11 protein-coding genes are annotated in these 13,160 nt (G+C 71.3%); 7 read left to right on the plus strand and 4 right to left on the minus strand.

Features of this window, described 5'->3' with window-relative positions:
* Positions 1-38: 38 nt before the first annotated feature.
* From NAEX_RS46655 to NAEX_RS51855, 3 genes are all read right to left on the minus strand, one after another.
* Positions 39-1,724 carry a hypothetical protein gene (locus NAEX_RS46655; protein ID WP_143140150.1) on the minus strand — a complete coding sequence of 562 codons (1,686 nt, stop codon included), beginning with the start codon at positions 1,722-1,724 and terminating at the stop codon, positions 39-41.
* Between the two features lie 64 nt (positions 1,725-1,788).
* Entirely contained in the window at positions 1,789-2,637 is an 849-nt protein-coding gene (locus NAEX_RS51850; protein WP_096334391.1) for an HTTM domain-containing protein, read from the minus strand.
* Entirely contained in the window at positions 2,634-3,170 is a 537-nt protein-coding gene (locus tag NAEX_RS51855; protein ID WP_096334392.1) for a hypothetical protein, read from the minus strand. Before NAEX_RS51855 ends, NAEX_RS51850 begins: the two co-directional genes overlap by 4 nt.
* Before the next feature lie 263 nt (positions 3,171-3,433).
* Between NAEX_RS51855 and NAEX_RS46670 the strand changes: the two genes are divergently transcribed.
* On the plus strand, positions 3,434-3,808 hold the full coding sequence (locus tag NAEX_RS46670; RefSeq protein WP_096334393.1) for a hypothetical protein: 375 nt from the start codon (positions 3,434-3,436) through the stop codon (positions 3,806-3,808).
* Between the two features lie 50 nt (positions 3,809-3,858).
* On the opposite strand, the gene NAEX_RS51860 is transcribed toward NAEX_RS46670, so the two are convergent.
* Entirely contained in the window at positions 3,859-4,017 is a 159-nt protein-coding gene (locus NAEX_RS51860) for a hypothetical protein (RefSeq protein WP_170136620.1), read from the minus strand.
* A gap of 349 nt (positions 4,018-4,366) precedes the next feature.
* On the opposite strand from NAEX_RS51860, the gene NAEX_RS46675 reads away from it, so the two are divergent.
* The 6 genes from NAEX_RS46675 (at position 4,367) to NAEX_RS46700 (ending at position 13,154) form a co-directional block, all read left to right on the plus strand.
* Positions 4,367-5,788 (plus strand): choice-of-anchor L domain-containing protein, encoded by a 1,422-nt coding sequence (locus tag NAEX_RS46675; protein ID WP_096334394.1) that lies wholly within the window; start codon positions 4,367-4,369, stop codon positions 5,786-5,788.
* Between the two features lie 166 nt (positions 5,789-5,954).
* A complete protein-coding gene (locus NAEX_RS51865) occupies positions 5,955-7,253 on the plus strand; it encodes a choice-of-anchor L domain-containing protein (RefSeq protein WP_096334395.1) in 1,299 nt (432 codons plus the stop codon).
* A gap of 81 nt (positions 7,254-7,334) precedes the next feature.
* Positions 7,335-8,486 carry a hypothetical protein gene (locus NAEX_RS46685; RefSeq protein WP_096334396.1) on the plus strand — a complete coding sequence of 384 codons (1,152 nt, stop codon included), beginning with the start codon at positions 7,335-7,337 and terminating at the stop codon, positions 8,484-8,486.
* A 170-nt stretch (positions 8,487-8,656) separates the two neighbouring features.
* Entirely contained in the window at positions 8,657-10,438 is a 1,782-nt protein-coding gene (locus NAEX_RS46690) for a serine/threonine-protein kinase (RefSeq protein WP_096334397.1), read from the plus strand.
* A gap of 113 nt (positions 10,439-10,551) precedes the next feature.
* Positions 10,552-11,289 carry a tetratricopeptide repeat protein gene (locus NAEX_RS52630; RefSeq protein ID WP_096334398.1) on the plus strand — a complete coding sequence of 246 codons (738 nt, stop codon included), beginning with the start codon at positions 10,552-10,554 and terminating at the stop codon, positions 11,287-11,289.
* Between the two features lie 38 nt (positions 11,290-11,327).
* Complete coding sequence (locus NAEX_RS46700) at positions 11,328-13,154, plus strand: ABC transporter substrate-binding protein (protein ID WP_096334399.1); 1,827 nt, start codon at positions 11,328-11,330, stop codon at positions 13,152-13,154.
* Positions 13,155-13,160 lie beyond the last annotated feature (6 nt).

The following is a 13,160-nucleotide window of genomic DNA, read 5'->3' on the forward strand; positions in this document are numbered from 1 at the left end:
CTCGGTGACGGCAGTATGCGAGCCGCCGCGCGGCGGCGTCAACCGGGTCCGAGGACGATGGGGGCCTCGATCAGGCCGGGGCGCGTGTCGGGGTGCGGATCGTCGGGGACGAGCTTCGGCTCGCCCGGATCGGCGCCGATCATGGTTCGCCAGCGCCGCGGCACGCGCCGCAGGGCGATCGGATAGATGACGAGGGCGCCGTCGCGGCGGATGTGCAGGCGGAGGAAGTGCTTGAAGTCCTGGATCCGCAGCGACGAGAAGGCCTCGTTGCCGTGGCGGCGGAACAGGTTGACGGCGACGAGCAGGTAGACGCCGAAGATCGCGGCGCTGACCACCCAGCCGAGGCCGAGCAAGAGGCCGAGGCCGAGGCCGAGCTCGCCGGGGCTGTTCCACTCGAGGGCGAGGGCGCGGCCGAGCTGTCCTCCGAGCCAGGCGAGGGCGAGGACGGCGAGCGCGTGGGCGGCGGTATGGCTGAGCCCGGCGAGCAGGCGCAGGTGCGGGCGGCGGGCGTCGGCGAACCACACCAGCGCGCCGGCGGTGACGAGCAGCCACAGCGCGGCCCACGGCGAGCGCAGGGTGGCGCACAACATGTCCGAAAGGGCAGGCACGAATTCGACCGCCGGCGGGCCGCCGAGCGCGGCGCGCATGTTCCAGCCGATCAGGAGGTAGAGGAGGCCGGTGACGGCGCCGAAGGTCGGGTTGCGCAGCGGGAAGGCGAGGTTGTGCCAGGCGAGGCGGCGCGAGGTGACGGGGTCGGGGAAGGCGCAGCGCAGGCCGTAACCGCCGGTCAGCGGGTCGTCGTGGAGGACGTGCGTGGGGTGAAGGAAGGCGCCGCCGCCTCCAGCGGTGATCTTCTGGACCCGGCCGTCGGCGGTGGCGTGGCGGCGGTAGTGATGGAGGTCGCCGGACAGGAACACGCGGATCCGCTGGCCGAACAGGCGCTCCAGGAAGGCGAGGTTGCCGTCGCGGACGCGGCGGGCCCGGGCCCGGCGGTCGCGCTGCTCGTGGGCGCGGACCCAGTGCGGCTCGGCGGTGCAGAGGATGATCTTGGCGCCCGGGCCCATGCGCTCGGCGAGGGCGCGGAAGTATTCGACCTGGTGGGCGTCGATGTCGGAGCCGAGCTGGACGTCGACGCCGACGAGCCACCAGTCGTGCGGCAGGCGGGCGGCGAAGTAGCTGGCGCGCTGGTGGATCTGCCAGCCGCAGAACCACTGCTTGTCGAGGAACAGCTTGGTGAAGGTGGCGAGGCTGTCGTACCAGTCGTGGTTGCCGGGCACGGCGAACAGCACCGGGTGCGGCGGCTGGCTGCGCTCGAAGGCGCACTCGTAGGGGAGCACGAGCCGCTGCTCGTAGGCGGCGCGGCTCGGGGTCGGGTAGACTTGGTCGCCGCCGAACACGAGGACGCTGGCGCGCGGCAGCTCGTAGGCGCGGCCGTGCGGGCCCTGGACGCGGAGGATCGGCCGGGTGGCCCAGTAGGCGACCGCGTAGGTCGGGTTCCAGCCGTCGCCCGAATCGGACACGAAGTCGAGCACGAGCTGGTCGCGGTGCGAGAAGTCGGTGAGCTCGTGCGCCGGCGTGGGCCGCAAGATCCGGCGATCGAGCTGATCGCCGAGGACGGTCGACACAGCCACGCGCGCGGCCGTCCGGAGCAGCTGAACCGGCGCGTACCAGCGCACCATGTCCGCGGGGGCGTGGAGGTCGCGGGCGGTCGGGACGTCGGTCATGGCCGACATGGCAGTATTTGACCGGTCGCAGGCCGGTGCCAGGCGCGAGGCCGCGAGGTGTCCTTCAGGACAGGCGCGCGAGCCACCGACGCAGCCGCGTCGGGTCGACGAACACGACGTAGAGGCTGATCATCTGCAGGCTGAAGTAGATGAGCTGGTACATGGTGACGGCGACCACAACGTGGAGGCCGACGCCCAGCAGGAACCCGAGCGGTCGCAGGCGGCGTGGGACCAGCACGAGCGGGGCGAACAGCTCGAAGCCGAGGGCGGCGTGCTGCAGGAGCGTCCACACGCCGGCGGGGAGGACGCGCAGCAGCCACGCGGCCGCGTCGGTGCAGTAGACGCCCTGCACCTGCACCCACAGCACGTCGTCGTAGGCCAACCAGTCGCCCCGCAGCGACTTGCACAGGCCGGAGGCGACGTAGTGGATCAGCAGCGAGAGCTGCAGCACGCGGATCGGCCAGGCGGGGATCCTGGCGTCGGGGCCCTGTCCCGAAGGACCTGGCGCGAAGGCCAGGACGAGGAAGCCGAACACGTAGAGGCGGTTGATCGTGAAGGCGCTGATCGGGTCGGCCAGCGAGACGTAGAGGAGGCCGGCGAGCACGACCCAGACGGCGGCGCGCCGGGCCCAGCCGAAGATGACGCCCAGCATGGCGCCGAAGTAGACGGCGAAGAACGGCCACAGCGCGGCGCGGGTGAGCAGCGGGACGTGCGGGGCGTAGTAGGCGTCGACGGCGGGCGAGGGGTGGTAGCCGGCGGCGGTGAGCCACTCGCCGGCGTGCATGGCCCAGGCGAAGGTGTAGAAGACGAGGGTGTAGGTGAAGGCCTGGCGGAACGCGTCGAGGCGGACAGGGTCGACCGGCTCGTACCAGAAGCGCTCCCAGCCGGCGCGCGCGCGGGCGAGGAGGTTCATGGCGCGCGCTCCGGGTACTCGTGGACGGACAGGACGCGCCGCTCGTGCCGCGGGATCTGGGCGAGCGGCGGCCGCCGCCAGGCGCCCTGGGCCATGTCGTCGGGCCTGGGGACGAAGCCGGTCCAGACGAACCGCAGGGCGACGATCGGCGGCAGCTCCGGGTGCCGCCCGCGATCGCTGGCGACGAGGTAGTCGGCGACCTCGCGCCGCCCGGCGTCGCGCTGCACGCCCCAGGCGACGAGGAAGCGGTGCAGCCGGGTGCGGTGCCCGAACGGCTCCATGCCGAAGTCGAGGGTCTCGTCGAGCTGCTCCCACTCGCGGCGCCCGGCCCGCTGGACCTCGACGAAGTAGATGTTCCACACCTTGGGCCGGGTGGGGAACAGACAGGCGACGTCGTGCCAGTCGTGCAGCAGCGCCGGCTCGCCCGGGAGCGGGGCCCGCCACAGCCCGTGATAGGCGGTCGGCGCGATCCACAGGACGATGAAGGCGGCGACACACAGCCGATCGCGGAGGCGGGGGCGAAGAGCGTTCATGCGCGCCGGAGCCTGGAGAGGCCCCGTCTTGCCACGCCGGTCCGCACCTTGTCGAGCCCCGTGCGGCAACATCGCCGCAGCATGGTGGCCGGGGAAGGCAGGCGACGAGGCGCGGGCCGGCCTGGTACATCCGTTCGCCGATCCGCTGGTGTGCTTCCGCGAGCCGGTCAGGACGCGATCGACGCCGATTCGAACGAGATCGACATCCGCTGCGGGCTCGAGGACGGCCGGCTGGTGATCGACGTCGACGACTTGGCGACCCCATGGACCGCCGGATCATCGACACGAAGTTGACGCGGCTGTTCTCGTCGACGAAGGACGACGACCGCACGAAGATCGGCCGCTCCGGCGTCGGCTTCGTGTCGGTGTTCGCGCTGCAGCCTTGCGCGGGCGAGCACTGGCGGGTGGGGTTCCGCCCCGATCGCACGTTCCCCCGCGTGGCCCGCCGCGAGCTGGTCGACGAAGATCCGGACGCGGTGTTGCGGCTCCACGTCTCGCGGGCGGTGCGGCGGATCTCGAGCCGGATCGACGACGCCCGCTTGCCGCCGCTGCTCGAGCCGCTGCGCGATCGCCTGCGCCAGGCGGCGGCCCCGGCGAGCCGAGCCGCCGCGGCCGGCAGCCCCCGGGGCCCAACCTGAACTCGCGGACACTTTCGCCGAGCTCGCGGCGGCCGCCCTCGACAGTGCGGCTACTGGAGGCAATTCGTGCCGAACTTCGAACCTTGCGGGAGCGACACGAACGATTGCCGTCGAACTTCAGCCTCGAACACCTGAGGCTGGTGGCGGCCGGGCCGCGCGCCGACGCGGCGACGATCGACGCCGAGGCTGTGGTATTGAACCGGAGTCATCCATTTATAGAGCGGGCTGTCGTCGCGTTCGACCGCGATCCGAGGTGGGTCGACATCGTTCGACGTGGAGCGCGAGGAGTTCACGGACGCCGACGGGCGAGCCTTCCATGGCTCGCACCTGGAGCGGGAGGTCCGGCGTACCGCCATTCGCGGGTGAACGGCGAGATGTCCTTTCGGACATCTCGCCCGAGACACATGTCCAGACGTCGACCGATCTTGCGGCGCGTGCCACGTGTGGAAACGCGCTAGCAGTGGCGCGCGGGTCTCTGATAGAAGCGAGCTCGACCTACAAGGTCCCGACTTTTCTCTCGCGAAGGATCCGACGATGACGATGAACAGTGATTGGCGTGTGACGGGACTGAGCGTCCTGGCCCTGCTCGGCGCGGCGTGCGGTGACAGCGTGGATGGCGGCATCACCGCTACCGCCGGCCAGAGCTCGACCGCGACCGACACCGACGGCGGGCCGGGGACGACCAGCCAGGGCTCGAATTCCGACGGCGAAACCAACGACCAGCCGACCTCGACGACCGCCGGGTCCAACTCCGACTCCGAGGGCGAGACCACCACCGGGCCGGGGCCGGGCACCACCACCGACGCGTCGACCGAAGGCAACACCAGCACGACCGATCCGGGCACGTCGACCGATCCCGGCACGACCACCGAGGGCACCTCGACCACCACCGAGGGCGTCGACACCACGACGACCACCACCGATACCGGCACCAGCACCACCAACGACACCAACGACACCAACGACACCAGCGACGAGGAGTGTCCGCTGGCGCAGATGCACCTGCCGTGCGACGCCGACTCCAACGAGGCGCTGCACGCGATCGGCCTCAACTGTACCTCGCTGGGCGGGCAGTGGACGAACAATCAGAACGCGGTCAGCGTGGCCAACGCCACCTTCCAGGCCGCGCCGCCGATGCTGGGCAAGCAGTCGTGGCAGGTCGCCAAGTCGTACGGCACCTTCATCGACCCCAACACCAACGCGCCGTTCTGGGGCTCGCGCGAGGGCGACAAGGTGCTGCTGATCAGCTCGGGCCTGCTGCCGCCGCCGAACCCGCAGGGCGCGGTGATCGTCCCCGACGGCGACGTGTACAACGACGTCGCGATCGGCGGCCAGTGGGACACCGACACGATGCCCCCGCCGATGACCGCGGTCAACGGCAGCCCCGACCCGATGGGCTTCACCAACTGCGACGGCACGAACGATTGTTCGAACACCATCGCCGCCCAGTGGGCGCTCGGCGGCGGCGACGCCGAGGACAAGATGTGGTTCGGCTTCGAGGTGACCTCCCCGGCGATCGCCAACGGCCAGATCGCCGACGCCAACGGTTACACCTTCGACTTCGCCTACTTCTCGGCCGAGTTCCCGGAGTGGGTCAACACCGACTACAACGACATCTTCGTCGTCTGGCAGTCGTCGGAGGACTACACCGGCAACGTCACGTTCATCAACGGGCAGCCGCTCACGGTCACGGCGCTGTGGCCGATCGACTTCCAGGGCGAGTGCGAGTTCCTCGACCCCAACTGCCAGGGCGGCGATCAGCACCTGCAGGGCACCGGCTACATCGCCGACGGCGGCGCGACCGGCTGGTACAAGGCGACCGGCGGCGTGAAGCCCGGCGAGACCTTCTCGCTGACCTTCGCGATCTTCGACATGGGTGACTCGACCTACGACACCACCGCGATCCTCGACAACTGGTCGTGGGACTGCGAGGGTTGCGTGCCCAACGAGGTCGACGACTGCGGGATCGCGCCGCAGTGAGCCGCCGGGCCGCCGCGCGCGGCCCCGACTCGAGACTCGACGCGCTGGCCCCGGGCATGTCCCGGGGTCAGTCGCGAGCCGCGCGCTTTTTGCCCTCGCGCCGCGGTGCTAAAAACATGGTGGGACCGGATGGTCGCATTACTCCTGACTTACAGAGGATCGGACGATGCTTGGATTCGGCGGGCGATGGATACGGCTCGGCGCGTGGGCGCTGCTCGGGGCCGGGTGCAACGGCTGGGACAAGGTGGAGACGGGCGGGGACGCGGAGACCGGCGACACCGTCGCCGACACCGAGTGGACCGGCACGCAGGGTGATTCGGGCCACGTCCCCGGTCCGACCGGCGGTGACTCGCAGTCGAGCTCGGGCGGCGAGACGGAAGGCTCCCAGCCGGTGACCGGCGGCGAGGCGACCGTCGCCCCCACCACGGACGGCGAGACGACCGGGGAGGTCGAGGGCGATGACACCGATTGCCCGCTGGCGCAGAACCACTTGCCGTGCGACGCCGACTCCGACGAGCCGCTGCACGCGATCGGGCTCGATTGCGCGGCGCTCGGCGGCGCGTGGACGGCCAGCAACGCGGTTCCGGTGGCAAATTATGCGATGCACGCCGCGCCGGAGCTGCTCGGCAAGCGGGCCTGGCAGGTCGCGCGGTCGTACGGCAGCTTCGTCGATCCGGACACCGCCGCGCCGTTCTGGGGCGCGCGCGAGGGCGACAAGGTGCTGCTGATCAGCTCGGGCCTGCTGCCGCCGCCCGACCCGAACGGCGCGGTGATCGTCGACGACGGCGACGTCTACAACGACGTCGGGTTCGGCGACCCCTGGGACAGCGACGCCATGCCGCCGCCGATGCAGCCGGCGAAGGGCAGCGCCGCGCCGCAGGGCCACGTCGATTGCGACGGGACGAACGACTGCTCGAACACGATCTTCGACCAGTGGCAGAGCGGCGGCGGCGACGCCGACGACAAGATGTGGTTCGGCTTCGAGCTCACCGCGCCGGCGAGCGCCAACGGCCAGATCGCCGACGCCAACGGCTATCGCTTCGATTTCGCGTTCTTCTCGGCCGAGTTCCCGGAGTGGGTCGACACCGACTACAACGACATCTTCGTCGTCTGGCAGGCCTCCGAGAGCTTCACCGGCAACGTCGTGTTCATCGACGGGCGGCCGCTCACCGTGACCGCGCTGTGGCCGGTCGACTTCGTCGGCGAGTGTGACGCGTTCGACCCGGCCTGCGACGGGCAGGACGAGCACCTGGCCGGGACCGGCTACATCGCCGACGGCGGCGCGACCGGCTGGTACCGGGCCACCGGCAGCGTGCAGCCGGGCGAGACCTTCTCGCTGACCTTCGCCGTGTTCGACATGGGCGACTCGTTCTACGACACCACCGCGATCCTCGATAACTGGGCCTGGGACTGCGAGGGCTGCGTGCTTAGCGAGCTCGAAGGCTGCGACATCGCCCCGCAGTAGCCCTCGGTTCGCGGCCCGGCTCGCCCGCGCGCGCGAATGGCGCTTTACGACCTGCGGGTCTGACTGTACCGTGCGGGCCGCATGCGTCGCATCGCGGTCGGCTTCCTCCTGTCCTGCTCCACCCTCGTCGCCTGCGCCCAGCTGGGGGCGCTGTTCGGCGCCAAGCCGCAGCCGCAGGCCGAGACGCCGGAGCCGGCGGCGGCGCGCGAGCGGGCGGCCGGGGCTCAGCGGCAGCACGAGGTGCAGCGGCAGCAGGAGGCGGCGGCCGAGGCCGAGCGGCGCGAGCAGGCGCTGCTGGCCGAGCTCGACGCCGCCCGCGGCGAGGTGTCCGCAGGGACAGGTGACCGCCAGGCCGCCGCGATCGCGTTCACCGACAAGGTCCGCGCGCTCGAGGGCTCGCAGGCGGCCGCGAGCGGCAAGGTCGACATGGCCGTGCTGTCGCGCGAGGCGGCCGGCTACCTCGACGCGGCGATGCAGCAGGCCCCGAGCTTCGAGCTGCTGCGCGCGCTCGACTCCCTGAGCGGGCCCGAGGCCGACGCCGCGTTCGTGGCCGCGTGCCCCAAGCTGCGGGCGAAGGTCCCGGCCGAGGCGGTGATCGGCTTCACCGGCGACTGTCTCAAGCGCGCCGGCGGCGACGCCGCCCGCCTGAAGTGGCCCGGCGTGCAGAAAGATCTGGTCGCCCATCGCAAGCACGAGGAGGCGGAGCTGAGGCGCGCGCGCGAGGAGGAGGCCCGGCGCGCGCAGGAGGAGGCCGCGCGGGCCAAGGAAGAGGCGGCCATGGCCGCGCGCGGCGAGAGCTACGTCGCGGCCTCGGTGTTCGCGGCCGGGCGCTGCAACTTCGGCGATTGTGCCAAGGACGGCTGGACCGTGAGCACGCCGGACGGCGACGTGCGGGTCCGCTGCAACTTCGGCAATTGCCTCAAGGAGGGCTGGGTCGCCGACTTCCCGGGTGGCAAGAGCGCCCGCACGACCTGCAGCTTCGGCGACTGCTTCAAGGACGGCTGGCGCACCGAGCTGCCCGACGGCCAGAGCGCCAGCACCCGCTGCAGCTTCAACAATTGCCCCAAGGACGGCTGGAGCACCGACATCCCCGGCCTCGGGACCGCGACCACGCGTTGCAATTTTCAGGACTGTCTCAAGGACGGCTGGACCACCGACCTGCCGCGCGGCGGTCAGGTCCGCTGTCGCTGCAACTTCCAGGACTGTCTCAGCAATGGCGCCAGTTGTGATTAGTTCGGCCGGCCGGCCTTGCCGAGGCGTCATGCGGCGCGGCCCGCGCGGCGCGAATCTGGAGACGTCCCCCGATCGGAACTGTGACGCGACAGCGAGGGGCCGCGCGGATATAGTGAGGCTCGATAGCTGCGGCGCCGCGCGTGCGCCGAGCCCTTCGTGACAGGCGCTTTATGACGACCCGGCGACAGCCTCGCGCCACCCGTGAACCGGTCGATCCTCTCATCGGGGCGACCATCGCCGGCAAGTACCACATCACCCGATTGCTCGCGCGCGGCGGCATCGGTCTCGTCTACCTGGCGCGGCAGGTCTCGCTCGAGGGCGGCGAGCGGGACGTCGTCGTCAAGGTGCTGGCGCCCAACTGGATCGACAACGCCGAGGCGATCGCTCGCTTCGAGCGCGAGGGCCAGCGGCTCGGCGAGCTGCAGCACGCCAACATCGTCGCGCTGCACGACTGCGGCCACGAGAACGGCGTCGCCTACCTGGTGATGGAGTACCTCGCGGGCGAGCTCTTGAGCGACTACCTCGCGCGCAAGGGTCGGCTGACGGTCGAGGAGTTCGTGCCGATCGCCGCCCAGATCCTGAAGGGCATCGGCTACGCCCACTCGCGCGGGCTGATGCACCGCGACCTCAAGCCGAGCAACATCATGTTGATGGTCCGCAAGGGCCGCGCCAACTACGTCAAGATCCTCGACTTCGGCATGGCCAAGCTGGTCGAGGGCGAGCGCGAGGTGACGGCCGAGCAGATCGTCGGCACCGCGAATTACATCGCGCCCGAGCAGATCCGCGGCGAGACGCTCGACGTGCGGGTCGACGTCTACGCGCTCGGGGTCCTGTTCTACTTCATGCTGTCGGGGCGCCTGCCGTTCGAGGGCGAGGGCAACGCGGCGCTCCTGTACAAGCACGTCCACCAGGCCCCGCCGCCGCTCGGCGACGTCCTGCCGCCGAACCACGGCGTGCCCGAGGACCTCATCGCCATGGTCCATCGCTGCCTCGCCAAGCAGGTCGACGAGCGCCCGGCCGACGCCAACGAGATGGTCGAGGCGATGATCGATTCGTGCCCGGCGTCGATGTTCCACCTGCCGGTGGCGGAGGGCGTGGCCGCGACGTCGCACTCGACCGGCAGCATCGTCGCCACGCCGACCTCCGACCTGCTGCGCACCGCGCCGTACCGGACCCGCGGCAGCGGGCGCACGCGGCCGCTGGTGATGCCGACGATCCCGCCGTCGCAGGCGAGCGGCGGCTTCGCCACCACGATGGTCGCGCCCGAGCCCGACAAGGGCTCGCGCAGCTGGATCCTCGTCGGCGGTGCGGTCCTGGCGGTGCTGCTCGGCGGCGTCGCCACGGCGGCGCTGTGGGGCGGCGGGGGCCCGCCGGCCCCGGTGGTCGGCACCGGCGTGACCGAAGAGAAGCGCATGGCGGCCCAGCTCGATCAGGTCGAGCGCGAGATCCTCGGTGGCGAGTTCGACAAGGCCCGGCGCCACCTCGACGGCATGGCCCGCGACCTCGAGCCGTACCCGGCGCTGAAGCGCCGCGCACAGGCGAGCCTGACCCGGATCGCCGTCGCCAGCACGCTCGGGCTCGCCCAGCGGCTCGAGAAGGAGGGCAACGTGCAGGCGGCCCTCAGCGCCTATCGCGACATCCTCGCCATCGAGGCCGGCCACGCCGAGGCGAAGGCCTCGATCGCCCGCCTCACCGCGGCGAGCGAGCCGCCCGCGCCGGCGCCCGAGCCGGAGCCGAGCGGGCAGGCGAGGCCCGCGAGCGGCAAATCCCGGCCCGCCGCCACCAAGGCGGGCAGCGGCCGCACCGACCCCGCGCCGACGCCCGCGCCCGCGTCCGCGCCCGAGCCCGCGGGGGCGAAACAGCCCGCGCCGGAGCAGGCCAAGGACCCGTTCTTGCCGGTCGCGAAGAAGGACGACGGCGGTATCTTCCTACCTGTCGGAGGCAACAAGTGATGCGAGGTCGCGCGCGGGTCCGTGGGGGTGCGCAACGTGGGGTCGCCGCGGCGCTGGCGGCGTCGCTGGCCGCCGGGGTCGTCCCTGGAACGCAGGGACAGGTCCTCGCGGCCATGTCCTGGACGACAGGTACGAACGAGCAGGCCGCGGCCCAGCCGACGGCGGCCGACCTGAGCGCGCAGGCGATCGAGCGCTTCAAGGCCCGGGACTACGACGCGGCGGTGCGCCTGTTCGAGGAGGCGTACGCGATCGACAAGGTCCCGAACTACCTGTTCAACATCGGCCGCGTCTACGAGGAGAAGGGCGACATCCGGGCCGCGGTCGACTACTACCAGCGCTTCGTCAAGGAGCCGGGGGTCGAGATCGAGGCGCGCGACCTGGCGCTGCAGCGGCTGCGGGTGCTGAAGGGCATCCTGCAGGAGACCGATCCGGCGGAGGCGAAGCCGGCCCCGGCCGCGCCGGCGCCGGCGCCGGTGGCCGAGGGGCCCAAGCCGGAGCCCGCGCCCGTGAAGCCCGCCGCGCCCGATCCGAAGTGGCGGACGATGAAGCTCGCCGGCGCCGGCCTGCTCGGGGTCGGCGGCGGGGCGCTCCTCGTCGGCGGCGTGCTCGGCGGCCTCGCGCTGTCCAAGCAGAGCCAGCTCGACGCCACCCACGACTTCGCCGCGCGTCAGGACCTCAAGCGGGACGGCGAGCGGCTGGCCCTCGCCACCGACGTGCTCATCATCGGCGGCGCCGTGCTCGCGCTCACCGGCGTCGTCCTCGTGGCCGTCGGCGTCAGCAAGGGCAAGTCCTCGGCCGTGGCCGAGCGCCGCGTCCTGCCGACCGGCACCGGCCTTGTCGCCCGTTTTTGATCGAACCGCTCTCGCTTCGCTTACGCAGGAGGTCGCCCGTGTTCACCGCGCCTGTTTCGCTTCGCACGTCGCCGCTGGGGCTCGCCGGGCTCGCGTTCGGCCTGGCCTTGGGGGCATGTACGGCGATCACCGAGTTCGCCGACTGCAAGGTCGACGCGGACTGCGCCGGCGCCGGCAACGGCTACGTGTGCGGCCCGGGCAACAAGTGCGTGCCGGGCAGCGACGACACCACCACCACCGGCGATCCGGGCACCGGCCCGACCAGCACGTCGCAGCCGACCACGTCGACCACCGAGCCGCCGGACACCACCACGCTCGGCACCGAGACCGACGCGGTGACGAGCACGACCACGAGCACGACCGAGACGAGCACGTCGACCGGGCCCGACACCGAGACGACGACGACGACCGGCGAGCAGGTCGCGTGTACGGCCCACAGCGAGTGCGTCGCGGCCCTCGGCGACGACCACGTGTGCGGCAAGGCCGGCGTGTGCGTGTCGGCGCTGACGGCCGAGTGCCAGACGTTCCACTGGCCGAGCGACGAGCCGGCCGACAAGGTCGTGTTCGTCGGCTCGATCATGGCGACCTCGCCGCCGTTCGACGCGCTGGTGCTGCCGCTGCAGAACGCGGTCCAGCTCGCGGTCGAGGACTTCAACGCCAACGCCGACCTGCCCGGCGGGGTCAAGATCGCGTGGATCGGCTGCGACGACGAGGGCTCGGCCGCCAAGGCGATGGCGTCGCTCACCCACCTCAGCGAGACGATCGGCGCGCCGGTGGTGGTCGGGCCGATCTTCAGCGAGCTGGTGCTGCACCTGGCCGAGCAGGCCAAGACCAGCGGGACGCTGCTGATCTCGCCGACGGCCTCGGCCAAGGAGATCACCGACCTCGAGGACGACGGCCTGGTGTGGCGCACGATCCCGAGCGACGTCTACCAGGCCAACGCGTTCGCCGACCGGATCCCCCAGCTCACGCCGGCGCCGCAGAAGGTCGCGCTGCTCTACAAGGACGACGCCTACGGCAACTCGCTCCACATGGACGCGTTCGCCCGGCTGTCGAGCGACAACCCGGGGCTCGAGATCACGACGCACCAGTACCCGAACCCGGTCGGCCTGTCCCAGGCCGAGCTGCTGCAGATGTACGGCACCGTGATCGCCAGCGCCTGGGGCGCCCCAGGCGAGCACCCGGACACGATCGGCATCATCGGCACGACCGAGGCGAACGACATCATCCTCGGCTTCATGAACGCGTGGTCGGCCGAGAACCCCGACCCGCCGCTGCCGCGCTTCGTCGTCTCGCACGGCGTGGTGGCGGCCTTGCCCGACCTCATCGCCAAGGCCAAGGACACGCTCAAGCCGGTGCTCATGCAGATCACCGAGGGCGTGGCGCCGATCATCTTCGATGAGGCCAACTTCAACAACTTCAACATCCGCTACAAGATCCGCTTCAACGACCAGGCCCCGATCACGGCCGCCTCGCTCAGCTACGACGGGGCGATGGTGCTGATGCTGGCGATGGCCGGCGTGCCCGAGGGCGAGCCGATCACCGGCAAGAACGTCGCCGCCGCGATCGCCAAGCTGGTCGACAAGGAAGGCACCGCGGTCAGCTTCGGCGAGGTGATGGGCCTGTCGCTGACCTTCATCAAGAAGGCCCGCAACATCCTCGTCACCGGCGGGACCGTCGACCTCAAGGGCGTCAGCGGTGCGCTCGACTTCGACCTGACGGCCGGTGAAGTGCGCGTGAACCTGCTCGGTTGGGGGATCGACGCGGACATGGGCATGCCCGACGTAGGGGTTCTGGACCCCAAACGCATGTACGTGCTCGGTCCGGCGCCGAGCACCGAGGGCATGTGGGTGGATCTCCCGTAGCGAGCA

It is taken from the genome of Nannocystis exedens, assembly GCF_002343915.1.
In the GTDB taxonomy this organism is placed as follows: domain Bacteria; phylum Myxococcota_A; class Polyangia; order Nannocystales; family Nannocystaceae; genus Nannocystis; species Nannocystis exedens.